The sequence below is a fragment of the Weissella koreensis KCTC 3621 genome (assembly GCF_000277645.1).
Map to the genome: position 1 here is coordinate 187,866 of NZ_AKGG01000014.1, position 25,734 is coordinate 213,599.

Annotated in this window: 18 protein-coding genes, 4 tRNA genes and 3 rRNA genes; 1 reads left to right on the top strand and 24 read right to left on the bottom strand. The window is 36.0% G+C overall.

Annotated features, from left to right (window positions below; translation table 11 throughout):
- Positions 1 to 142: 142 nt before the first annotated feature.
- The 4 genes from JC2156_RS06340 to JC2156_RS06355 form a co-directional block, all read right to left on the bottom strand.
- A complete protein-coding gene (locus tag JC2156_RS06340) occupies positions 143 to 520 on the bottom strand; it encodes a DUF956 family protein (protein WP_006845809.1) in 378 nt (125 codons plus the stop codon).
- A 133-nt stretch (positions 521 to 653) separates the two neighbouring features.
- On the bottom strand, positions 654 to 1,568 hold the full coding sequence (locus JC2156_RS06345; RefSeq protein WP_006845810.1) for a PTS system mannose/fructose/sorbose family transporter subunit IID: 915 nt from the start codon (positions 1,566 to 1,568) through the stop codon (positions 654 to 656).
- A 16-nt stretch (positions 1,569 to 1,584) separates the two neighbouring features.
- Positions 1,585 to 2,394, bottom strand: a complete 810-nt coding sequence (locus tag JC2156_RS06350) for a PTS mannose/fructose/sorbose transporter subunit IIC (protein ID WP_006845811.1) — start codon at positions 2,392 to 2,394, stop codon at positions 1,585 to 1,587.
- Positions 2,395 to 2,425: 31 nt separating this feature from the next.
- Positions 2,426 to 3,385: a mannose/fructose/sorbose PTS transporter subunit IIA gene (locus JC2156_RS06355; protein ID WP_006845812.1), complete on the bottom strand. Its 960-nt coding sequence runs from the start codon at positions 3,383 to 3,385 to the stop codon at positions 2,426 to 2,428.
- 259 nt (positions 3,386 to 3,644) lie between these two features.
- Between JC2156_RS06355 and JC2156_RS06360 the strand changes: the two genes are divergently transcribed.
- The gene (locus tag JC2156_RS06360) at positions 3,645 to 6,428 is read left to right on the top strand and encodes a YfhO family protein (protein ID WP_038241221.1); all 2,784 of its coding nucleotides are present in this window, start codon (positions 3,645 to 3,647) and stop codon (positions 6,426 to 6,428) included.
- Between the two features lie 52 nt (positions 6,429 to 6,480).
- Here the strand turns inward: JC2156_RS06360 and JC2156_RS06365 are convergent, their stop codons facing one another.
- From JC2156_RS06365 to JC2156_RS06460, 20 genes are all read right to left on the bottom strand, one after another.
- A complete protein-coding gene (locus JC2156_RS06365) occupies positions 6,481 to 6,795 on the bottom strand; it encodes a hypothetical protein (protein WP_006845814.1) in 315 nt (104 codons plus the stop codon).
- A gap of 70 nt (positions 6,796 to 6,865) precedes the next feature.
- A tRNA-Pro gene (locus tag JC2156_RS06370) sits at positions 6,866 to 6,939 on the bottom strand.
- Between the two features lie 84 nt (positions 6,940 to 7,023).
- Entirely contained in the window at positions 7,024 to 7,659 is a 636-nt protein-coding gene (locus tag JC2156_RS06375; protein ID WP_006845815.1) for a copper homeostasis protein CutC, read from the bottom strand.
- A 230-nt stretch (positions 7,660 to 7,889) separates the two neighbouring features.
- Positions 7,890 to 8,246, bottom strand: a complete 357-nt coding sequence (locus JC2156_RS06380) for a hypothetical protein (protein ID WP_006845816.1) — start codon at positions 8,244 to 8,246, stop codon at positions 7,890 to 7,892.
- 11 nt (positions 8,247 to 8,257) lie between these two features.
- Positions 8,258 to 8,629 (bottom strand): 6-carboxytetrahydropterin synthase, encoded by a 372-nt coding sequence (locus JC2156_RS06385; RefSeq protein ID WP_006845817.1) that lies wholly within the window; start codon positions 8,627 to 8,629, stop codon positions 8,258 to 8,260.
- Between the two features lie 35 nt (positions 8,630 to 8,664).
- Positions 8,665 to 10,194, bottom strand: coding sequence for a TIGR03766 family XrtG-associated glycosyltransferase (locus JC2156_RS06390; protein WP_006845818.1), 1,530 nt, complete (start codon positions 10,192 to 10,194; stop codon positions 8,665 to 8,667).
- 26 nt (positions 10,195 to 10,220) lie between these two features.
- A complete protein-coding gene (locus JC2156_RS06395) occupies positions 10,221 to 11,612 on the bottom strand; it encodes a TIGR03111 family XrtG-associated glycosyltransferase (protein WP_006845819.1) in 1,392 nt (463 codons plus the stop codon).
- Positions 11,612 to 12,211: an exosortase family protein XrtG gene (gene xrtG, locus JC2156_RS06400; protein WP_013989264.1), complete on the bottom strand. Its 600-nt coding sequence runs from the start codon at positions 12,209 to 12,211 to the stop codon at positions 11,612 to 11,614. The genes JC2156_RS06395 and xrtG overlap by 1 nt, the downstream gene beginning before the upstream one ends.
- 1 nt (position 12,212) lies before the next feature.
- Positions 12,213 to 12,785 carry a Firmicu-CTERM sorting domain-containing protein gene (locus tag JC2156_RS06405; protein WP_238530593.1) on the bottom strand — a complete coding sequence of 191 codons (573 nt, stop codon included), beginning with the start codon at positions 12,783 to 12,785 and terminating at the stop codon, positions 12,213 to 12,215.
- Between the two features lie 245 nt (positions 12,786 to 13,030).
- Positions 13,031 to 14,032 carry a family 20 glycosylhydrolase gene (locus tag JC2156_RS06410; RefSeq protein ID WP_155815930.1) on the bottom strand — a complete coding sequence of 334 codons (1,002 nt, stop codon included), beginning with the start codon at positions 14,030 to 14,032 and terminating at the stop codon, positions 13,031 to 13,033.
- A 115-nt stretch (positions 14,033 to 14,147) separates the two neighbouring features.
- On the bottom strand, positions 14,148 to 14,960 hold the full coding sequence (locus JC2156_RS06415) for a hypothetical protein (RefSeq protein ID WP_006845823.1): 813 nt from the start codon (positions 14,958 to 14,960) through the stop codon (positions 14,148 to 14,150).
- A 19-nt stretch (positions 14,961 to 14,979) separates the two neighbouring features.
- On the bottom strand, positions 14,980 to 16,305 hold the full coding sequence (locus tag JC2156_RS06420; RefSeq protein ID WP_038241224.1) for a glycosyltransferase family 2 protein: 1,326 nt from the start codon (positions 16,303 to 16,305) through the stop codon (positions 14,980 to 14,982).
- Positions 16,306 to 16,329: 24 nt separating this feature from the next.
- A complete protein-coding gene (locus JC2156_RS09100) occupies positions 16,330 to 17,196 on the bottom strand; it encodes a hypothetical protein (protein ID WP_238530594.1) in 867 nt (288 codons plus the stop codon).
- A gap of 398 nt (positions 17,197 to 17,594) precedes the next feature.
- Positions 17,595 to 17,678: transfer RNA gene (locus JC2156_RS06430), tRNA-Leu, on the bottom strand.
- A gap of 20 nt (positions 17,679 to 17,698) precedes the next feature.
- Positions 17,699 to 17,771 (bottom strand) — tRNA-Val (locus JC2156_RS06435).
- Positions 17,772 to 17,777: 6 nt separating this feature from the next.
- Positions 17,778 to 17,894, bottom strand: a 5S ribosomal RNA gene (gene rrf, locus JC2156_RS06440).
- A 95-nt stretch (positions 17,895 to 17,989) separates the two neighbouring features.
- Positions 17,990 to 20,904 (bottom strand): 23S ribosomal RNA (locus JC2156_RS06445).
- Positions 20,905 to 21,160: 256 nt separating this feature from the next.
- Positions 21,161 to 21,233: transfer RNA gene (locus JC2156_RS06450), tRNA-Ala, on the bottom strand.
- Between the two features lie 78 nt (positions 21,234 to 21,311).
- Positions 21,312 to 22,892 (bottom strand): 16S ribosomal RNA (locus tag JC2156_RS06455).
- The 16S, 23S and 5S rRNA genes sit together here with 3 tRNA genes alongside, the layout of an rRNA operon.
- A gap of 611 nt (positions 22,893 to 23,503) precedes the next feature.
- A complete protein-coding gene (locus JC2156_RS06460; protein WP_006845824.1) occupies positions 23,504 to 25,675 on the bottom strand; it encodes an LTA synthase family protein in 2,172 nt (723 codons plus the stop codon).
- Positions 25,676 to 25,734 lie beyond the last annotated feature (59 nt).

A 25,734-nucleotide genomic window follows, 5' to 3' on the forward strand; every position in this document is an offset into this window, starting at 1 on the left:
AAATTCTTTATATTTTCCTACCTATAATATATGCAACATTTTCAATTATAACTTTTAACTTATCTCCTATGCACTAGAATCTATTGTTATCGTAACTAAAAAGCGTCTGGCTCAATAATTATTGAGCCAGACGTTTTTTAGTTTATTTATTTTTAGTGAAAAATGATTTAAATGTAAGAGTCATTTGCTTCCAAAAACTTTGTCGCCTTAGAACTTTTTCATTCCCAATATGCTGGCGAATTGTTTTTAAAACAGCACCAACCTCTTTGGATGAAAAATCAAGATCACCAATTGAAGTAATAACCTTAAAGCGACGACCTAATTTTTTATTATAATGTAATTGAGCATAAACAACTTTCATTTCTTCCCACGGTATCTGAATAAAATCATTAACATTATTCGTATTAAAGAATTCAAAGCCATTATCACCAATTAAAAAATCACCATATTTAGCCCCAATTCCTAAATATGAAATTCCTGGTGCTTTCAATTCCACTCGTGTATTAATTGATTCAACCATTTGCTATCCCCCTAAATTTTATAAAATTTTTCGCAAAAGTCTCGAAATTTGATTGCTTTGTAGCATTATAATATTTTCTAATAAAAAGAGTCCGGACTAAAAATCTGGTCCAGACCCGCCTGTGATAATCTTTTTACATAATGTGTAGGACGTGTAATACAATTCCAATTACGAAAAGTCCAATAATCAAAACAATTGGTGAAACCTTCTTCTTAAGTAACCACATGCAAGCAAATGTCAAAAGCAATCCCATCAAACCAGGAATCAACAAATCAATATTGTTTTGCAAAGTATTTGGTGCTTCCTTAACAAGGCTAAGGCCATCAGCTTGTTGGCTCAAAATTTGTTGCAACTTTGATCCAGTAACATCTCCCTTAGGGAAGTTAATATAGGCACCTTCAGCTAATTTATTAGATGGTAGTTCAAGGGTGAACTTAACGTTAACCCATCGCTCAACCAAGACTGCTAAGATGAACATTCCTAAGATTGAAGCACCTTTTGTAATGTCTTTTAGCAAACCACCAGATAAGTCTTTAGTGATTTCATTTCCAGCACGATATCCAAATTCTTGTGTATACCACATAAAGGCCCAACGAATTATATTCCAAGCCACGAAGAACAAAATTGGCCCCAAAATATTTCCGCTCATGGCTAGTGATGCACCTAGAGCTCCCAAAATTGGTCGAACCGTGAACCAGAAGACTGGATCTCCGACCCCAGCAAGTGGTCCCATCATTCCAATCTTAACACCTTGGATGGCCGCATCATCAATTGCAGCCCCATTAGCTCGTTCTTCTTCCAAAGCCAATGTAACTCCCAAAACAGGCGAAGCTAAATATGGATGAGTATTAAAGAACTCCATGTGCCGCTTCAAAGCTTGCGCACGATCGTCTTTTTTCGGATAAAGCTTTTTGATGGCTGGCATCAATGAATAAGCGAACCCCAAATTCTGCATTCGCTCATAATTCCATGAACCTTGCAAAATTGTTGAACGAAGGGCAACAGAAAATCGATCTTTTTTAGTAAGTGTAATTCTTTCTTCAGTCATAATTTCGTTCCCCTTCCTAATACTCATTCAAAATGTCGCCAACCGGATCGCCTGATCCACCACCGTTGGAACCATTATTAGATCCACCACCCATCTTTGATAGGTTAAGATAAATCAATGCGATTGCAACTCCAATTGCACCCATGGCAATCAAAGTTAATTGTGTGACAGCTGCTAAAGCAAACCCAATGGCAAAGAATGGCCATACTTCACGTGTTGCCATCATGTTAATAACCATAGCGTAACCAACGGCAACCACCATTCCACCACCGATTGCCATTCCATCTGACAACCAAGTTGGGACAGCATTCAAAGCGTCTTGAACAGCTGATGTAGGGATCAAAAGTAACAAAACAGCTGGGATGGCAATTCGCAATCCTTGCATCATCAATGTTGTGACATGAATTCGCTCCATCGCCTTCATGTCACCCTTTTCAGCGGCTTTATCAGCTCCGTGAACCATGGCGACCGCCAAGGTACGAACGATCATTGTTAAGAACAAACCAGCAACGGCCAACGGAATTGCAGCTCCGTATGCCAAAGTGATGTGAGCTGAATCAAAATGCCCACTTTTAACTAAAATAATAGCTGAAGCAACTGATGCCAAGGCCACATCGGGAGCCACAGCGGCCCCAATATTAGCCCAACCTAAGGCCATCATCTGTAAAGTTCCTCCCAAAATAACACATGGGATTAAGTGGCCAGTAACCAGCCCAATTAACGTACAAGCAATCAGCGGTTGGTGAATTTCGAATTGATCCAAAATCCCTTCCATCCCGGCGAAGAATGCCACTACAACTACCAATACCATTGAAATTATTGTCATGATATTCTACCTTTCCAAATTTAAATAATAGCTACTTAACGTCGGCTTTTTTAATTAAATTAAATAAATCAGCCTTTGAATCTGATGGTACCTTACGGACATCAAATTTAACCCCTAAATCACTCATTTTTTCAAAAGTTTGAACATCATTTTTGTCCATTGACAAAACCTTGTTCACCATTGTCTTACCAGTTGAATGAGCCATTGAACCAACGTTAATTGATGTCAAGGGAACTCCTCCTTCAACGGCACGGAGTGCATCTTGAGGATTTTCAAATAGTAAGAAGGCTTCTACGCCACCCATCCGATCATCCTTCATTACTTCAATCATCTTATCGACCGGAATAACATTAGCGTTTATTCCATTAGGTGCGGCTTGAATGATCAAATTCTTACGCATATCATCCTTAGCAACATTATCTGATACTACGATAATACGATTGGCTTTTGAATCAGGTGTCCATGCTGTTGCAACTTGACCGTGCAACAAACGTGTATCGATTCGGGCTAAATTAATTTTCATCTTACCCTTTTTCAAGCCTTGCATGGAATCATTCCCTGCTTTTTTAACTGAATTAGTTTCCAATTCGGCTTCTGGAATGGATCTAACTCCTTCACGAGCCGTTGGTACTAATGACTTTGCAATATCAGCTGCTTTATCCTGAGTAAATCTAGCACTGTAGGCCTCAATCAACATTGGCAAATTCAAACCTGCTATCATTGCCATATTTTCTGGATGTTCTGCAACAATTAAATTAGCTTGATTAAATGGTGATCCCCCCCACAAATCAACAAGGAATAATACTTGACTCTTATCCCCATCTTCAAAGCGATTAATTGCATCAACAAATTTTTGATGCAAATCATCTGGACCTTCATTTGGCATAAAGGTTATAACTTCGACATTTTCCTGGTCGCCAAAGATCATCTGTCCCGACATCTTAATTCCGGAAGCAAACTCACCGTGACTGGCAATAATAAAATTAACCATTTCGCGGAGCTCCTTTTTAATTTATTCATACCCTTATTAATCTAAGTACTTTATTATAATAACCCACGTTGATACAAAAGTAAACGTTTTCATTAGCCAAAGGGCAATCTTTGTAAAATTTTTACTATTTATTGTAATTTATTTAAAATATATACATTCCTGATGTATAATTCCTAACACGATTAAGATTAAAAGCAAAATTTCCATCATGTTATAATAAGGAAAATTATTAACACTAAATTAAAGGATCAAAAATTCAATGAAACGGTTAATCAAGCATCCCCTAAGTATCTATACCATTCTATTCTTCATCATTATACTCATCGTTTTCGTCCCATTTCTCATTGGTGGTGGTTCATTAATTTGGAACGCTGATGGTATCACCCAGCATTTTCCTGCCTTGATCCAATGGCATCATGATTTAAGAAATCTATTTTTAAATCATAAATTACCGTCCGCATGGGATTGGAATATAAGTCTAGGACAAGACTACTTACAGACTTTTTCCTACTATGTTATGGGTGATATTTTTACTTATCCATTAATATTAGTAAAATCAACTCACCTGATTGAATATTATAATCTAATGATTTTAATTAGACTCTGGTTGGCAGGAGCTGCTTTAATTTTTGTAGCACCTCGTTTAACTAAGCATACTTTTTCTAACTGGGTTTTAAGTGCCGGAGGAATAATTTATACTTTTTCCGGTTTTACAGCCTTTATCGCCTTTGAACACCCTTTCTTTATTAACCCTCTGATCATTTTTCCATTGCTTTGCTGGAGTTTAATCCGTTTTATTCGGACTGGTCGTTGGAAATTATTAACCATCATGGTCGCTTGGACCCTTTGGAATAATTTTTATTTTGCTTTTATGCTGGCTTTAGCCACATTTCTCATTTGGTTATGGTTCCTATTAACCCAACCTCAACTAAGAAAAAGGACACTTCAAGTCTTCGGACCCGTTATTATCGGGGCTTTAATCAGTGCCCCGCTCTTTTTACCTTCAGTACTAGCCACGATGAATGCCGTTCGAACCAATACGGTCATTGCTAATGGTATGTGGTTATATCCGATCAACTATTATTTAGCGCTTCCAGGTAATATCATCGGAAATGAATCACTTCCGCTATTTTGGCTCAACGGTGGTATGAGTTTCATTAGCGTTACCGCTATTATTTTTAGTTTTCGTCGTTTTAAAAAATATATAAATTACAACTTAATTTGGATCATCACGATGGTAGGACTATGTTTTCCAATCTTTTCTGCCGTCTTTAATGGAGGAACTTCTCCATCAAATCGCTGGTTATTACTAATTTGTCTCCCAGTCGCATTAATCTCAATGGAACTATTAGAAAACCTGGATCAATTAGCGATTCGTGACTTACAAATTACCGGAATATTAGGAGGAATTGCTACCTTATCTCTTTTTATTAGCCATAATCTAAATGTTAACCTGAATTTCGGATTACTAATTGCTGCTTTTTTTAGTGGATTGTTAACCCTTGCCTTGCTCATTAATCATCCCTTACAAAAAAAGACTAAAATTTGGCTCTTAATAATTATCAGCTTAGGTCTTAGTATTTTGATGATCCGTAACCATTCCAAGGATTATAATCCCGATTCAACCAGCCTAGTACCAAAACAAACTATTCAAGCATTACTTAAAAATCAAAAAACATTCAAAACGCTAGATCAAGATCAACCTCGAATCTACGTTGATCAACAGCTAGGTAATATTAATGGTATTGCACCTGCTAGCAATTTACCCATAGCTGCTGGTTTAAACAACATTGAAAGCTACTGGTCTCTTCAAAATAAAAGTACTAATCAATTTCTAGCCGGTTTGCAAATTCAAAGCTCTAACCCTAATGATGTCATCGGTAATTTAGATCATCGTAATTTAATCTTTAATATTTTAGGCGTTAAAAATATTTGGACCAATACTGAACAAAATGTACCTAAATCATATTTAGTCAATGAACAAGCGACTACCAAGGGGCTAATAAAAGGCGAAACGCAAAATAGTTATCCTCGTTTATACTTACCAAAATATTCGGTCAACCCTAAGACATATCAGAAACTCTCACCTACCGAAAAAGAAGCGACATTAGTCGACTCTGTAGTAGTTAAAGGTGGAACTCAACATTCTGATTTTGCTAAAAAGGTACAAACAATACCTATTGCATTAAATGGGAGTGAAAACTGGAAATCATCAATTACAACGACCTATAAAACCCATCCTAGCCTATTACCAGATGGGATTAATATAAAAGCTAATCCAAAACTAAAAGGAATGGAATTACATTTAGAAATTACTAATCTATCCTATAAAGCGGCAACATGGGGCCAAAGAAAGCAAATTGCATATACCAATTATGTTTTCAATAATCATCAAAATCATCAAAATCCACAAAAAGATTCTGATTTAAGAATTAACCCCACAGGATTTAAATTAAATTGGTACAAAAATAATCTTAACAATTTTGGACGAAAAGTTGGTGGTTACAATATCGACACAACTTACCAAAAACAAATTAATTCAGTCTACCAATCAGGCGCTAATAACCTCTCTTTCTATCAACATCGTTCAGCATTGACTATTAATTTAGGCCCTGCTAAACAATATAAAAAAGATCAATTTATTCCCTTGGAGTTTTCACAGGATGGAACCTATCACTACACAATCACAATGAAGGCAGTCCCGATTGATAATCGATTTGATCAAGTTGCTAAACAAATTCAAAAAAATGCTCCTATTATTTCATACAAAGATAATCAGTTAACTAGCAAAATCACAGTTTCAAAAAGTCAATGGTTAACAAGTACCATTCCTTGGAGCAATGGTTGGACCAGCTCTACGCATAAGATTAAAGCTGTGAACCAAGGTATGATTGGAATTAAACTCCATCAAGGTGTTAACTATATCAAGTTAGAGTACAAAACTCCTGGCTTAAACATTGGGATCATTCTTGGTATAATTGGAACAATTAGCTTAATAATATTAATCATTTTCACTGCTTTCTTTCATAATAAAAAGGCGTAGAAATTATTTTAGCATATAATAAAAAAGGTCGATGAATCCTCGACCTTTTTTATTAATTTTCAGTATCAGTGTCCTGCATGTACCACTCAATAATAGGAATCCAATTTTCATTAATTAAAATTTCAAAATCAGTCACATTATAAACCGTTTTACGATCACCATCTAGTGGTGACCAATATGATTCATCTGCGCGACGTAAAATATCCCAATATGGCAATTGATACTCTACTTGCTGTTTTGGATCACGGACTTTAAACCCAGGTTCCGTATGCATCGTTTTCTCACCAACAATCGGACTTTTAAATCCTAATTGATTAATTAAATCAATAAAAGTTGATGCTGTAATTTTTTCCATTTCACCTGACATCAGATCCCTCCTATGTTAATTTTATTAAAAAATAAAAAGGCAATAACATTAAGTCATTGCCTTTTTTGAATCGGGACGACAGGATTCGAACCTGCGACCCCCTGGTCCCAAACCAGGTGCTCTACCAAGCTGAGCTACGTCCCGTTAAGATTAGTTTGCTAACCCAACAAAGATTAATTATACAGTTTCCTCAGCCATTTTGCAAGACTTTATATTTAAATATAATAATTATTCAACCACATTTAACTTAATAATCTGACTACCATGTACTTGCTCAACTCCTAATTGTCGAGCAATCTGCTCATAATTTTGATAATTAATTCCACCACCAGGTAAAATTTCAATCTTACCCTGAGCTTGTTCAATTGTAATCTTAATTTGTTTTAAACTTTGTTCAATCGGCTGATTCAACGGACCACCATGCGTTAAAATTCGCTCTACCTGGTGTTGGGATAACCAATTAATTGCTGCTGCTTGATGATCCAACGGAATTGAATCAAATGCCATATGCATCACTACTCGCATAGGTGAAGCTACTTTAATTAAGCGTTCCATGACTATCGTATCCAGTTGTTTTTGCGCCGTTAGCACTCCAAAGGTAACGATTTTGATCCCATCATTTTTTAACGCAATTAGGGTCCTTTCCATCTCAATCACTTCATCATTACTATAGTTAAAATCGCCACCACGAGGACGTACCATTACTACAACTGGTCGCCCTAATTTTAAAACAGCCTGCCAAGTTATTCTGCTTGGGGTCAAACCACCCAATTCAAGTTGCTGATTTAATTCAATTCGATCAACTCCTTTTTCAACCGCAATCCGTGCCGTTACTAAGTCTCCAGCAGCAATTTCTTTTAGCATCGCTTCACCCCTTTTTATCAACACTTAATAATATTATTGGAATTTATTATAACATTCTTATTTACATAACGCTTTAATTACAACTTTCATGATATTCATTAAAATTTAAATAAAATAAAAAAGCATCTTCCATTTTGAAGATGCTCCTTAATCTCTAAATGTAGGTAAAATATCTTCTATAACTACTTGTCAGTCCAAGTTTTATCATGTAAAATCCATTGGCCATTTGGTTAATATTTATAAAATCCCATATATATGTTGGCATCCTTTTGTCGCCAAGTAATTACTAAATGTTTAACCTCGGCTTTTTTAGATCCCGAAGTATCTTGAGACTCTAGACGACGTTCATCACCTGGTCCGAACACTTTAACAATATTACTATATTGACTATCAGAGCCATCATCCCAATCCTGCGGTGTTAGGACATTAAACTCCTTCTTAGTCCAATTGCGTACATGACCGGTATCTTTAATCGCACTAACATCATTTTCTTTAAATCCACCACCTAGATGTGCTAGTGCTCCGACTCCCCAAACTAATCCTAATAAGCATAATAAAGTAAAAATAAATATCATAAATTTTTTCATAATCTATTCTCTTATATATCATCATTCACAATGATATAAGTACGGGTAGGTCCCTCACTAACTTCTAGTTTTTGCAAAATAATTTTATTTTCAATCAATTTAGAATGATAACGCAAATCGTTAAAAACAACTTCTGCAAAGTTTTCTACAGTTGGGTTAAGTTTGTCAAAAGGCTTAACTTCATTCAAAGTGCTATCTTCGTAACGTTTTAAATAATCCATAATGTCTTTTTCATATTCATTAAATTGAATATTAGCATCAGAGCTAGTTGAAAAATCACTAATAATTTCCCAAGTATGTGGATGAAGTTGTCCCATTTTTCCATTCCATTCCACTGCATGATATGCATTGATATAAAATTTTAACCGATACATTGTTTGCATAATAAAATTTCTTCCATTTCTTTAAATTATTTATTCTAATCATCAATACTAAACGTTTCTTTCGCCCAACGGAACCCCCGATTTAAAAAGTTCCAAGATAGATCTGAGTTATACGCGGCTAACAAGAAAATTAATGGCAAAAATTGAATTAGGTACCTAGTACGACCGCCTTCAAAAATAAGAAGATAGAATAAACCACCCAAAATCGCAATTCGCAAAATTTGAACCCACTCATCATTATGAGATCTTGCAAATATTAAAGTAAATAACAATAAAAGCCAAATTAACTGCGCCAAAAATTGATAATTTTTAAGATTTTTACCATCTTTATACACAAAACTTTGCAAAAGATTGGTTGGTTTAGGGTTTTTAGCAAAGAAATGTCCCTCTTTCAACCAAGCAAAAGATCCATCAGTAGTATTATTTGATTGTTTCATAATTAGGAACTTTCCATAACCAATCGGTCCCATTTTATGCAACCTTTGCTTTAAAATCCGAACTGAGTAATCAACCTTATCTTGTCGATCAGGTAGTAAAGCCATAGCCAACGCGTCTTTCTCGTTATATCCTCCATCACCAGAAGTTCCCATACTAATAAAGTGGATAGCTGGAACTGATAATCCAGGATTAACGGGAATATAACTCTGTTTATTAATTGTTTGTTGAATCGCCTTAAAACTACCATACCCAGCTCCCCCTATCAGGCAAACAACCAGTATAAAGATCAAAGACTGTTTTAGCTTAATAGTGTGGTCAATAAACAATGCGATATAGATCCTTTTCATCTCAATTAATCCAATCGCAATAATCGGAATAATTGATGAAGGTTTAATATAGTAAGTCAAAATAACAGTCAAAATTAGAGCAACATCCATTATTAAGCGTAGCCATAGCTTACTCCTGAATTTAACGACTAGCGTATAAAACAAAATAATCAATGATACTAAAGGAATTACCCAAATATCTGAATATGAAATAATAATCCAAGGAAACACCATTAGTAAAGTTGATTCTAAAAATATCAAATTAATGGTGTTTTTACGTTTTATCAACCAAATTGTTAATATGTTGATCAAGGCTGATAAATCAACTAAGATCAAACCAATATAATCAAAGAATAACCATGATGTATTATGAAAAGTATCCGCTAGCCAATGTTGAATTAACAATAACGATAAATTATTGATATATTGACTATAATATCCTCGAGTATTTACATCAGTGGGATTAAACAATGCTGAATGAATAGCTCCAGCATCAAACCCAATTGCTGGATGAACATAAGAAATAAAGACAATTTGAAAAATAACCACTGAGACAAAAAAAGCCACCGCAAAAATCCATTGTTTATGCTTAAGTCGTTCAAATCGATCAATAAAACTTGTATTAATCAGTACATACATCAATACTACAAACACAATTACCAATAGTGCATACCATGTTACGCTTTCAAGTGAAAGATTTGTTGATGATCCTGAAAAATACAACATTTGAACTAGAAAAAAATAAAAAATGATTGTTATTGCTAAGTTAATAAATTGTATAAATTTATGGTTAAAATTCATCGAATCTCCTTGTCTAAATTAAAGCTTTAATTTTTTAAATTATTTTTCATATCCTTTAGCATATGTGCAAACCGCTTAGCATCATTTTTTAATAAATTTCCAGTAGTACTTAATTCATCGATGATGGATCGAACCCGCCATTGCATGTGATTAGTTCCGTTCAATAAAGCTGCTAATAAGACCCATGACAATATAAACTTATATATCGGCATCAATAAAAGCACAACCCCACTTCGGACAAAAAATTTATATTCTTTTTGAAATTTATGTAAATAAATTTGCGCTAATAGAAAAAACAGGCCGCTAATAAACACATATAAAAAATACATTGATAGATAAATAACAATTAAAGTTTTACCAGAGAAATTTTTAGCTACTAAGACCGCTGGTGCAAAGAACCAAATTAGTCTCGGAAACACAAAGGTATGATCCAACATTAATTTACGGACCATGAAATTAGTGAAAAATTTCCAAATCGATATATCACCTGTCTTTTCAAACATATGAATAACTTGCATTTCACCCATTTGCCAACGTTGACGTTGACGGTACAAAGTATCAAAACTATCTATTGGTTCTACATAAAAAATGGCATCTTTAGCTAAACGAACTTGTCCTTTATCACGCATTTGAAAAGTCATATGCGTATCTTCACCAACTGTTTCACTACTAAACATAAAGGTACTAGATAATTCCGAACGCCTAAAACCAGAAAATGCTCCTGACATAGTAAACATATTATTACTAAGAGCTTCTGAGTTTCGAGCAACTAAAAAAGCACTTGAATATTCATGATACTCTAATAGATCCATTATTTTAATAAACTTACTCTTTTGTTGTTTAATCAGCTCTTTTTGCGTTAAAATAATTCCCGTCAAAGCAACAGTATCAATGTCACGTTCGAATTGCTTAACCATGTTTAATAAGGCATTTTCTTCTAGTTGTCCATCACTATCCACATGAATAAAATATTTATTATGCGTATTATACATTGCCATATTCAAAGCTTTAGATTTTCCTTGAGCTGCATCTAGCCATGAAATCATCGTATGGTTATATTTGCTTTGAATCTCTTGGAATTTTTTAAAACTGTCATCTGTACTTTTGTTATTCACCAAAGTTATTTTTATTTTATCAATAGGATAAGTAGAGTTAATTACTGAAAGAATACAAGCTTCTAAAGTGTCTGCTGAATTATAGACCGGAATAACTACATCTATTTCCGGTAAATAAAAATCATTATTATTATTAATGGTTTTATTTTTATTTATTAAATTAATAATCCAATTCCAAAATATTCCCAATGATAGTCTAATATAAACATATAATGTTGGCACTACTTCGATAATAATTGGAATTAACAACCAGATTCCCACAAAAAGGTATTGTGAGGCTACCGAGTTTAAAAGACCAGCCATTAGCTTTCTCCTGATTTAAATGTAAATTTACCAACTGATATATTTAAAACTTGAACCCGCGTAAATGCCACATAATATAAAATAATTGTTAGAACATAAAATATAATTCTTCCAATAATAACATGAGCCCATACTAACGAATTAATACCAAGATAGTGAATAATCGTAGCTGTAATAATTAACCTTATTATATTAGTAATAAAAATATAAGGCACTCCAATAATTAACCAATGTCTGCGTTCCTTAGCACTTTGAAAAAAAGGATAAAAAACCGCTAAAGAGATGAATGCTCCTAATTCAATCACAGCCGAGCATTCATAGGTCAAAAAAAGATTAATTGTATCTGCACCACTTGTAATTTGAATCAAGCTATACTGTAACGAAATGTCATAAAATCCTGTTATTGATCCAAAAATCCCAGTTCCAAATGTAGCAGTTTTCATTAAAAAAGATGTAACACTGAAATTGGATATATAGATTAAAATGAAGAATAATCCAACTGATCCAATCACACTGTACATCGCTGCCCATTTAGCCTTCTTCATAATGCTCAACAAATAAACCCATAAAAATATGGCTAATACTATCAGCCAATACATCTTATGCTACCCGACGCTTCTTACGATATACGAAGAAGCCAATAACCAGAACTGCGATTACCGCAATTGAGACTGATAAGACTGGTGATGTTGACGCCCCGTCACTAACTAATGTTCCACCACCTAGGTTAGGATTATTTAGTTCCACTTTATTGACCAATGATGGATCTTTTACCAAAGTTGACATCGGAATTTTAATATGTAAAATCTGTGCCGGTTTATCCGAATTACCGTTATCTGAAACTAAGATAGTACCCGTAATTTTTTCCTGAATATTACTAGAATAATTGTTCGTTTGGAATTTAATACTTCTTGTATCACCTAATTTTGTGGGAATATTACCAGAATCTGAAGAATCGATATTCATAACAGCCTGTTGATCGCCAAGTTTAAAATTAAATCCATACCCCTGAAATGTTGTAGTCCCCTGTCCTTTAGGATCATTATTGTAATTTAAATAAATCGCATTATCTTGAACAATCATTCCCCATGTGTGAATTGTTGAATCACTGTATGAAATTTGCGTCATTGGGATACTATCGTAATTAATCTCATCTGCATGTGCTGTTTTCATATTTGTAAAAATAAGTGATGTTAGAATAACCACCATTATCATATATATTCTTTTTATCATTGTATTTCCCCTCTAACATATAACATTTGATATTCTTTTGTGTATAGATTATGATAACACTTTATTAAATTTTTTCCATATTAATCAGCAATATATTGCAATTAAATAAGAAATATCGAATTAAATTAAAATACACATATTTAAAACTTAATCAATTATAGTTATAAAATAATATTTATCTAATTTCAAACCAACTTAAGCTTATTAATAAAATTAATAATAGATTTAAATGAAATTAGCTTATAATTTTCTCCCCATAACGAAAATTCATAACCTTGTAATTTAACTTCTGGCTCAACTGTCCAATTTTGATTATTCCCTTTTTGATCAATTTCATTAAATATATTTGGCTCCCATTTGTTATTTAAAATGTCTAATACATATCGATCCTGCTGTTTATTGCCTATGTTTTTCATTTGATAATATAATACATAACTATTGGAATTAATTATTTTTCGATCAAGTTTAAATGCATCGTTCACCGAAATATAATTTTTATTTCGATTCATCAATAATTTGGCTTGATTTGGTGCATCATGATTACCTGAATGTGACCAATAATTAATAATTAAATTGTAATCTAAATTTTTAAGTTCTTTCTTTAAAATTTGATCATTCCAAATTACGTTAGTAAAACCAGCTTGATTTTGATACCGATTGATTTGATTTATAAATTCAACTAAATTCTTGTGTAATACAATATTACCAGGTACCTCATCTGCCCCAATCACAAAATTCAAATTGGTTTGTTTTGAAAATATTGGATTAAGTTCACCATATATTTTTTTAACTAATTCAATCGATTTAGGATTAGTATAATCAATCGTTTCTTCATCTAACTTTACCTGATGATAAATTTCAGGATGACTTACCTTTAATTGTTTTAAAATGGCTCCCATATGTGAGGGAACATCAACATCAGGTACTAATTGAATGTTATGTTCTTCAGCATATTGTACTAGCTGCTTTAGTTCTTTTTTTGACAATGCTGATGAATCCTTAGTATTTCCTAAATAATCAGACTGAAAAGCGATATGTTCATTATCACTAAGATGCAGTTGTAAATAATCAAATTTTTTTTGTTTTGCAGTTTTAATAATTAATTTTAAATCACGCTCAGACAATGGATGCCTTGCTATGTCAATATTAAGTCCTTTTTTATTTTCCAAGTGATTTTTTGAAGCCATATTACTTATTTTGAATATTACTAAACTTGCACAAAATAGTGTTACAAATATCAATGCAATAATCCGTTTTGACATGCTATCACCTTTAATATATTTTTATAAAATAACATCTATATTATTTAAAATCACTTTCTCCATAATTAGGCTTATCAATAAGATATCCTTGACGATATTTCAATTTTAAATTATCTGCTAGTTCAATATCATCTGAGTTTTCTAGTTCTGTCACATCAATTTCAAATCCATAGCTTGTAGCAATTCGTTTCCACTCACCCATATTTATATCAACCCACTGATCATCACCAGTTTTACGATATTGTGAAAATGGAATTTTAATTCCCGAAATATCTTTAAACATCCATTTAACCTTTTTTAAAAAAACATTGGTTGATTCAATTTTTTCTAAAATCACATCGACATCCAATTCTTTACTCTTTTTCAAATTTTTAATAATATTTCTTTTAACTAATAAATTTGGTTTATAGTCATCCGTAATACTAATTTCAATTCTTAATTTCATTGGGTAGATTGTTCCTCGCGCCCAACGAATAAACCACTCATAACGAAGATCATACATCTGATTTAAAGTTATATTAATCGATAAAAAGCCACTCTCTTCATTTAATCGAGGTAAAACGTCCTTTAATAGAGGAATTATTTCTCGTAATGAAAAATCTTTAAAATTAGTAGGAAACTTCCATTTTTGATCAACTGGATCGTAATAACGCAAAAGCGCTTCATATCCTGCCTTATTACCATTTTCGTCAATAATAGATTGAATAAAATATCCATATCTATAACTCATATCTATATCGCCTGTAGAATAAATTCCATTTTGATGTTTTGCCCAAAATAAGTTAATTGTAATTAATACACCAAATATAATAAATAAAGATAAAATAATAAGCATAGCAATATTTAATATCATACATTCATCTCCATATTTATTATTTTTTAAGTGATTTTCGAGTAGGGCTCACCCAAGTTCCTTCTCCCATACCTAATAATGATTTAATAGCTGGAATAAATGTCGCCACGATTGTAAGCGGATTTACCATCCAAAAAAACATCATGTATAAAGGAGCAAATAAAAAATATTTGAATTTTGCCGCACTTTGATCTAAAAGGAGTGCAGCTAATAATTGTAATATCCCTGAAAACAACTCAAAAGTTACAAAAATAAAACTCATGGCGAAACCATGCCAAATACGTTCAAAATTTCCGGTAAATAAGAAATACAACATTGATAGAATAAATATAATACTGGTAATAAAAAAGAAAAAAGACCAAACGATTGAAAACGTCGTATCAACAAACATTGATAAAACGTATCTATATTTAAAAGGATGTAATAAAAACAAATGTGCATTGGTTAACCAAACCTCAGTTCCACCCTGTGCCCAACGCTTACGTTGCTTATACAGTTCACCTAAAGTTTCAGGAACATTCATATGAAAAATAATATCTGGTGCAAATCGAGGAGTTACTCCAAATAATAAATGGTCCCATGCAATACTAATATCTTCGGTGGCCCGATCTTGTCTAAAACCACCAACGTCAATTAAAAATTGTTTGCTATACATGGTGTTAGCACCACTATAAGAATACATTGAATCATTAATAGCGGTTTGGCTACGCTTAATAACCCCAACGATACTCGAAAACTCAACTGTTTGCGATTTACCCAATATCTTAGTTCTGTTTTGAACATCCATATTCGCTGTTACCGCAGCTGTATTAACATCTTCTGCATTGATAAAATAATTCATATACTTCATCAATGCATTGGGCTCAGGTAGCGTATCGGCATCATTACTCAATATATAGTCGCCCTTAGCGAAATACATTCCAATATTAAATGCATGTGCTTTACCTTTGTTTTTAATGACACGAATAACCCTTAAGTTATCATATTTCATTTGCAATCTACGCAAAATTTTATTTGTATCATCACGACTACCGTCATCCATAACTAATATCTCATAGTTTTCATAGTTCATTTGAGTGCTCAAATAATGAATTGTTTCTTCAATCATAACCTCTTCATTATGTGCAGGAATCATAATGGTTATCATGGGCTGTACCGCCGGAGGAATAGCTCTAAAATTAACTTCTTTTCGGTCTTTCTTCAGCCAACGATAACTTAAAGAACCAAAAAACCAAAACATTGCTCCGATCACCGGATATAAGCAAAGAATGATCAAAATTATTCTTTTAATAATATCCCAAATGCTCCCACTAGTGAACATTTCATTAAAAATATCGCTTACCATATTTTTTATCCTAACTGGTTAATCCTAGCCACGATCAACATGCAAATAATTAGGAAGCTCGTTATCTTCCAAATTTTGCTCAGGTTGAACATCAAAATATCTGATATTATGTCGTAAGGCCTGACTACCGAATCGTTTGTTCATAAACCCATCTGATAATTTCTTTTTGTTAATATCATCAATTGAATCAAATGTCGGCCATTTTTCGATGGTACCTTCTCTACGGAAATTTTGAATAATTGTCATGGATGTCGCATAAATAAATGTTACAGTTGCAGCAAACAACAATAGATAGATCAAAAACCAAATTTCATCAATTCCCTCACTATACTTCCAAAAGGCATGCCCGTACTTTCCTTTGGTTAAATGAGAAGTAAACGTTGCTATCGTAATATAACTTGGTACAATTACGCAGATCCAACTAAATAGGGCTATAATCGTTTGCCGTATTTTTAATAGCCATTTACCTTTAGAAAAATATTCATCAGTAAATCCATATTGCTGATCAGCCTTAGCTGAATAAAGCAGTTTAGTTTCAACTACATTCATGCCATTCATTTTAGTAATTTTTGGCAACAGTATCTGAGCCTCTATTTTATTAGCTTGTGGTAACAATATCTGGGCTTCTATTTTACTAGATCGTGGTAATAGTATCTGGGCTTCTATTTTGGAATTTGCCTTTAAAAGAATAGCTTCAAACTTTTTTGGATTTGATGCTGACTTCACAATTTTAATTTCCACATCTTCAGGTAAATTAACTAATTCAAATTCTAATTTAGACCCCGAAGCAGATAATTTCATTCCAACATTTGATATAGGCACTAACAAATCTACATTTATTTCAGTTTCCGACCTAGAATAATCTATATTATCATGAACATAATTTTGCATATTTATATACACCCTATGTATAAATTTAAGTATTATTATGATCACTTAAAAATAAAGTAAATAAATCTACTTTTCATACTCTAAGAGCATGTGATATTCATTATAAATAAAACCATTTCTCATTTAATTTAAATGCAATAATGCTCATTTATAATGATATCACTCATTTTTTAATCATTTCGCCAACTTTTGCGTTTAAATATTAAAATATTGGTGATATATTTATTCATTTTTTTAATTTATTATTCATATTACAAATGTAATAAATAAATGTATAATATTACCCATATTTTAGTGATAATATGAAAATAATTAAATATAAATTATTTGTAATAAATAAAAAAATTCTTACAATTGAATTTTAATATCAATCATAAGAATTTATTTTTTATTTAATATGCCGTCGGTGGGAATCGAACCCACACTCTCTTGCGAGAACGGGATTTTGAGTCCCGCGCGTCTACCTATTCCGCCACAACGGCAAGTTATTTAACTAACTAAATGGACGTTACAGGGATCGAACCTGTGACCCCCTGCTTGTAAGGCAGGTGCTCTCCCAGCTGAGCTAAACGTCCAAGATTGCGTCGCAACTTCCTATCCTCGCAGGAGGCGATCCTCCAACTACTTTCGGCGTGACTGAGCTTAACTTCTGTGTTCGGGATGGGAACAGGTGTGACCTCAGTGCTATCGTCACGACACGTATTAAATTGTTGAGAGTTAGTTCCCTCAAAACTGAATCATATATATTTATAAATTTTAACAATACACCTTGAACCACCACGTCGTATTCAACTTGGTTAAGTCCTCGAACCATTAGTACTAGTCCGCTCCATACCTCACGGTACTTCCACTTCTAGCCTATCTACCTCATCATCTATAAGGGGTCTTACTTCTTTCGAATGGGAAATCTCATCTCGAGGCGAGTTTCACACTTAGATGCTTTCAGCGTTTATCTCATCCGTACATAGCTACTCAGCGATGCTCCTGGCGGAACAACTGATACACCAGTGGTACGTCCACCCCGGTCCTCTCGTACTAAGGGCAGCTCCTCTCAAATTTCCTACGCCCGCGACGGATAGGGACCGAACTGTCTCACGACGTTCTGAACCCAGCTCGCGTACCGCTTTAATGGGCGAACAGCCCAACCCTTGGGACCGACTACAGCCCCAGGATGCGATGAGCCGACATCGAGGTGCCAAACCTCCCCGTCGATGTGGACTCTTGGGGGAGATAAGCCTGTTATCCCCAGGGTAGCTTTTATCCGTTGAGCGATGGCCCTTCCATGCGGAACCACCGGATCACTAAGTCCTACTTTCGTACCTGCTCGACCTGTTAGTCTCGCAGTCAAGCTCGCTTATGCCTTTACACTCTGCGAATGATTTCCAACCATTCTGAGCGAACCTTTGAGCGCCTCCGTTACCTTTTAGGAGGCGACCGCCCCAGTCAAACTGCCTGCCAGACACTGTCTTCCACCACGATTAGTGGTGTGAGTTAGAGTGATCATACAACGAGGGTAGTATCCCACTATTGCCTCCATCGAAACTAGCGTTCCGATTTCTACGGCTCCTACCTATTCTGTACAAGCTGCACAAGCACTCAATATCAAGCTACAGTAAAGCTCCATGGGGTCTTTCCGTCCTGTCGCGGGTAACCCGCATCTTCACGGGTATTTAAATTTCACCGAGTCTCTCGTTGAGACAGTGCCCAGATCGTTACGCCTTTCGTGCGGGTCGGAACTTACCCGACAAGGAATTTCGCTACCTTAGGACCGTTATAGTTACGGCCGCCGTTTACTGGGGCTTCAATTCGCACCTTCGCCGAAGCTAAGCACTCCTTTTAACCTTCCAGCACCGGGCAGGCGTCAGCCCCTATACGTCATCTTTCGATTTTGCAGAAACCTGTGTTTTTGATAAACAGTCGCCTGGGCCTATTCACTGCGGCTCAGCTTGCGCTGAGCACCCCTTCTCCCGAAGTTACGGGGTCATTTTGCCGAGTTCCTTAACGAGAGTTCACTCGCACACCTTAGGATTCTCTCCTCGACTACCTGTGTCGGTTTGCGGTACGGGCAGGTAAACACTAACTAGAAGCTTTTCTCGGCAGCGTGACATCATGGACTTCTCTACTTTATTTCGATCCTCATCATCACTTGTTCTTAAAGGGATAAGCATTTAACTACTCCCAAAACTTGTGATTTAACCCAGCACTTCCAGTCGCTGGGATCCATTAGCCTTCTGCGTCCCTCCATCGTTCAAACATGTTCACCTGGTACTGTAATCTCAACCAGTTATCCATCGACTACGCCTTTCGGCCTCGCCTTAGGTCCCGACTAACCCTGGGAGGACGAGCCTTCCCCAGGAAACCTTAGTCATTCGGTGGACAGGATTCTCACCTGTCTTTCGCTACTCATACCGGCATTCTCACTTCTATGCGCTCCACCAGTCCTCACGGTCTGACTTCATTGCCCATAGAACGCTCTCCTATCGCGCCACTTACGTGGCACCCGTAGTTTCGGTGGTGTGTTTAGCCCCGGTACATTTTCGGCGCAGAATCACTCGACTAGTGAGCTATTACGCACTCTTTAAATGGTGGCTGCTTCTGAGCCAACATCCTAGTTGTCTATGCAACTCCACATCCTTTTCCACTTAACACACACTTAGGGACCTTAACTGACGATCTGGGCTGTTCCCCTTTCGACAATGGATCTTATCACTCACTGTCTGACTCCCGGACATACGTAATTGGCATTCGGAGTTTATCTTAATTTGGTAACCCGAGATGGGCCCCGCACCAAAACAGTGCTCTACCTCCAATACGCTACATTCCGAGGCTAGCCCTAAAGCTATTTCGGAGAGAACCAGCTATCTCCAAGTTCGATTGGAATTTCACCTCTACCCACACCTCATCCTAGCATTTTTCAACATGCACAGGTTCGGGCCTCCAGTGCGTCTTACCACACCTTCACCCTGGACATGGGTAGGTCACCTGGTTTCGGGTTTACAACTACATACTATGTCGCCCATTTCAGACTCGCTTTCGCTACGGCTCCGGTCTTTCCACCTTAACCTTGCATGTAATCATAACTCGCCGGTTCATTCTACAAAAGGCACGCCATCACCCATTAACGGGCTCTGACTTCTTGTAGGCACATGGTTTCAGGAACTTTTTCACTCCCCTTCCGGGGTGCTTTTCACCTTTCCCTCACGGTACTGGTTCACTATCGGTCACTAGGTAGTATTTAGCCTTGGGAGATGGTCCTCCCAGATTCCGACCGGATTTCACGTGTCCGGCCGTACTCAGGATCCTACACGGGAGATTGTACGTTTTCGTCTACAGGGCTATCACCTTGTTTCGCGTGGTTTCCCAACCACTTCGACTAACATACAATTTTGTAACTCCACAACGGTAGTCCTACAACCCCAAAGTGCAAGCACTTTGGTTTGGGCTCTTCCGGGTTCGCTCGCCGCTACTGACGGAATCGATATTTCTTTCTACTCCTGTTGCTAATGAGATGTTTCAGTTCACAACGTCTACCTTCAACTAGTCTATATATTCAACTAGTGATAACTTGCATAACAAGTTGGGTTCCCCCATTCGGAAATCTCCGGATCAAAGCTTACTTACAGCTCCCCGAAGCATATCGGTGTTAGTACCGTCCTTCATCGGCTCCTAGTGCCAAGGCATTCACCATGCGCCCTTAATAACTTAACCGATCAACTTTCGTTGATGATTCAAGCTTGAGTATGCGACCTAACGGTCGCTTGCGATTACCACAATATAAATATTGTGATGAACTAATTAAAAAACTCAAAAAATAACGCGGTGTAATTCACTGTCAATCATCATTGCGATGATCAACTATTGATTTACTCGGTTCAATTTATATTGTATTCAATAAAATTGAAATTTTTAAAATTTATATATATGATTCAGTTTTCAAAGAACTAATTTAACACCGAAGTGTTAATGGAGAATAGCGGGATCGAACCGCTGACCTCCTGCTTGCAAAGCAGGCGCTCTCCCAGCTGAGCTAATTCCCCAATAAAATTAAATTGAGTGTAGAACACTCAAAACTAAATAACGTTTCAATGAATATGCAGGTTTCCGATTTTCCTTAGAAAGGAGGTGATCCAGCCGCAGGTTCTCCTACGGCTACCTTGTTACGACTTCACCCTAATCATCTGTCCCACCTTAGGCGGCTGGCTCCTAATAAAAGGTTACCTCACCGACTTTGGGTGTTACAAACTCTCATGGTGTGACGGGCGGTGTGTACAAGACCCGGGAACGTATTCACCGCGGCGTGCTGATCCGCGATTACTAGCGATTCCGACTTCGTGTAGGCGAGTTGCAGCCTACAGTCCGAACTGAGACAAGCTTTAAGAGATTTGCGCACCCTCGCGGGTTGGCGACTCGTTGTACTTGCCATTGTAGCACGTGTGTAGCCCAGGTCATAAGGGGCATGATGATTTGACGTCATCCCCGCCTTCCTCCGGTTTGTCACCGGCAGTCTTGCTAGAGTGCCCAACTAAATGCTGGCAACTAACAATAAGGGTTGCGCTCGTTGCGGGACTTAACCCAACATCTCACGACACGAGCTGACGACAACCATGCACCACCTGTCACTTTGTCCCCGAAGGGAAAGCTCCATCTCTGGAGTGGTCAAAGGATGTCAAGACCTGGTAAGGTTCTTCGCGTTGCTTCGAATTAAACCACATGCTCCACCGCTTGTGCGGGTCCCCGTCAATTCCTTTGAGTTTCAACCTTGCGGTCGTACTCCCCAGGCGGAGTGCTTAATGCGTTAGCTTCGTCACTCAAGGGCGGAAACCCTCGAACAACTAGCACTCATCGTTTACAGTGTGGACTACCAGGGTATCTAATCCTGTTTGCTACCCACACTTTCGAGCCTCAACGTCAGTTACAGTCCAGAAAGCCGCCTTCGCCACTGGTGTTCTTCCATATATCTACGCATTTCACCGCTACACATGGAGTTCCACTTTCCTCTACTGCACTCAAGTTATCCAGTTTCCAAAGCAATTCCTCGGTTGAGCCGAGGGCTTTCACTTCAGACTTAAATAACCGTCTGCGCTCGCTTTACGCCCAATAAATCCGGATAACGCTTGGAACATACGTATTACCGCGGCTGCTGGCACGTATTTAGCCGTTCCTTTCTGGTAAGATACCGTCACACATTGAACAGTTACTCTCAATGTCATTCTTCTCTTACAACAGTGTTTTACGAGCCGAAACCCTTCATCACACACGCGGCGTTGCTCCATCAGACTTTCGTCCATTGTGGAAGATTCCCTACTGCTGCCTCCCGTAGGAGTATGGGCCGTGTCTCAGTCCCATTGTGGCCGGTCAGTCTCTCAACTCGGCTATGTATCATTGTCTTGGTGAGCCATTACCTCACCAACTAACTAATACACCGCGGGACCATCTCTTAGTGATAGCAAGACCATCTTTTAAACTAAAACCATGCGGTTTTAATTATTATACGGTATTAGCATTTGTTTCCAAATGTTATCCCCTGCTAAGAGGTAGGTTTCCCACGTGTTACTCACCCGTTCGCCACTCATTGCAATGTTGAAAATCAAATCTGAACAAGTTCTTCATATCATTTCAACCACAATGCGTTCGACTTGCATGTATTAGGCACGCCGCCAGCGTTCATCCTGAGCCAGGATCAAACTCTCAATTTAAAATTGAAAAGCTTGAGTATAACTCAATCTTTTTTTGTTGTTGTTTAACAGTTGTTAAACGAATTTACTAGCGAAATTGACTTCGCAAATGTTTGTATCTTCCATATTATAAATATGAGACACACCTGCACATTTGTTTCATCGAAACGTTATTTAGTTTTCAATGTTCTACTCATTGCCTCTCACGAGACAACTTAATTAGTATATCAAGTGGCTGATTAAATGTCAACAACTTATTATATTTAATTTCATCAACTGAGAAACGAATTAATCGCTTGCCCTTAGCCGACTTAAATAATATACTCCATTTCACATTCAACGTCAATAAGTAATTTTAATATTTTTAAACATTACTGATCAGATACTTCTAACTTACCCTACATAAAAGCTGACTAGGTACCTTTTTTAGCATGTAATACATCGGCTAAGAATCAATGTTTTTTAAAATTTAAAGATGAAAATTCCATTCAATAATTATTATTATTAGTTTGAAAAATTAATTAACATAATTTAATTATCGTTTCCAATTACCCTAATGATCATTTTAAATAAAAAAGGCCAAGACAAAAATGTCTTAGTCTTCATAAATATATTTAACAAAATTAACTACATTAACGATCGCGCTCAGAACCATGACCACTTAAAATCGAGTTTACTGAAGCAATCTCATTTGAATTGGTCCCATCTTCACCATCAGTTTTCTCTTGCTTATCACCACCTAACTCCGGCGCATCAGTTTTATATTCCGTTGACTGATTATTATTAGCCCCTAAAATAGTTTTACTTGAATCAACTTTTTTAAGTTGTTTCAATGCGGTGCTCTTCTTATATGATATATTTTTATTCTTGCTTTTTGGTATATCGCTCTTTGGCAAGAAACGTAGTAAGTTACCTTGTACTACCTTATCAGAATAACCCAAAGACTTCTCTACATACTTATCAGCTTCGTCAATTGCTAATTTTGCACGTGGATCTTGTTTTGGATTAATTTTAGTTCCGGTTGAAGTCACATAGTAGTTTGATCCGACACGAGTATATTCACTTGTTACCCAATTTCCATTTCTAAATGGTACAATCTGCTTATTTTGACTTGAAAATAGATCTTGCCCAAATTTAATTTGGTTATCGTCATTAACCCCTAAAAGATCTAACAACGTTGGCATGACGTCGATTTCTCCGCCATAAGTATGATTAATACCACCTTCCATTCCTGGAATATGAATCATAAACGGCACCTTTTCCCAATTAGTCAAATCAGTATCAGTAACCTTATTAGTACCCAATAATTTAGCAATGGCACTCTTATGATTTTCAGAAATACCATAGTGATCTCCATACAAGACAATCATAGATTTATCCCAAAGACCATTATCTTTCAAATTCTGCTCAAACTCTCCAAAAGCTTGATCTAGGTAACGTGCCGTTTGAACGTAGCCATCAACAGTCGCATCATCGGTATCTGTTTTACTAATTGAAATATTCTTTTCATCCAAATCATATGGATAATGGTTAGTAACCGTAATAACTTTTGAATAGAATGGTTGTGGCAACTTTTCAAGATAATTAGCAGTTCCCTTCAAGAAAAGCTTATCCTTCATTCCATACCCAACATTATAATCTGGGCTGTCAGAATTTTTATAGTAAGACTTTGAAAAGAAGTAATCATATCCCCAATTTTTATAGGTATTATCCCGATTCCAAAATGACGGAACATCCCCGTGGAACGCAGCACTGGTATAACCTTGTTGACTCATCAATGCTGGCATCGCTTGGAAAGTATTGGTTCCACCATAATTAGACATAACTGATCCTGAAGATGTCCCATACAATGATGTTTCAAGAATCAATTCTGCATCAGCCGTCTTACCTTGTCCCACTTGGTTATAGAAATTATCAAAAGACGTGGTATTTTGATCATGATAAAATGCATTCAAATTAGGCGTAACCTCTTGTCCATCCCAACGATAGTCCAACATGAATTGTTGGAAAGATTCCAAATGGAAGATAATAACATTCTTACCCTTAGCCTTACCAAAAGTAGTACTGTTAGCTAGGGTTTTATTTTCATTCACAAATTTCTTAATTTCATCTAGGTCTGAAGACTTAGCTTTTTTCACTTCACTCGCTTGCTCTTTGGTCTTCACAGCGTTGTAAGCAGCATATTCATTCAATCCCAAATATTTAACAATATAATTATTATCAAAAGTTCGAGTTAACAACCCCGATCGATCAGAGGAAGCCATTCCAAAGACCGCTAACATAGAAGCAATCCCTAATGCCGTTGTCAAAAGGGCAAAGCGTTTTTGTACAACGCCTTGATCGACCTTAACTATTTTGAAGATTAATAATAAAATTAAAATAATAATGTCGACGAAAACAATAAAATCAATCGGATGAATAATCTCACCAATTGCTTTTCCTAAATTATTTTGTACTGAACCACCAGCCTTCATAATATTTAATGAAATAAAATCTGAAAATTCACGATAATACAAAATGTTTGAAAAGAGCCATAATGATTGAATGAAATTAATAATAATCATCAACCAATAAGATAATTTTCCTCGGAAATATAGAGCAATCCCCAACAAAAGGACTGCCGTTGGGATTGGATTAACAATTAATAGAAATTGTTGTAACAATCCTTTTGCACCTAAGCTAAACTCTATTTGATAAGCCCAGTAAGTTTTTATGGTTACTAAAAGTACCGATAAAATCAAGAAACCAATCGTAGAGTTGAAATCAGGCCACCATTTTTTTATTGCTGACATAACCCGTTGCATGCCATATTCCTCTATTTCTTTGTTTTATTTTTTACTGACTATTTCTAACAATATTGACT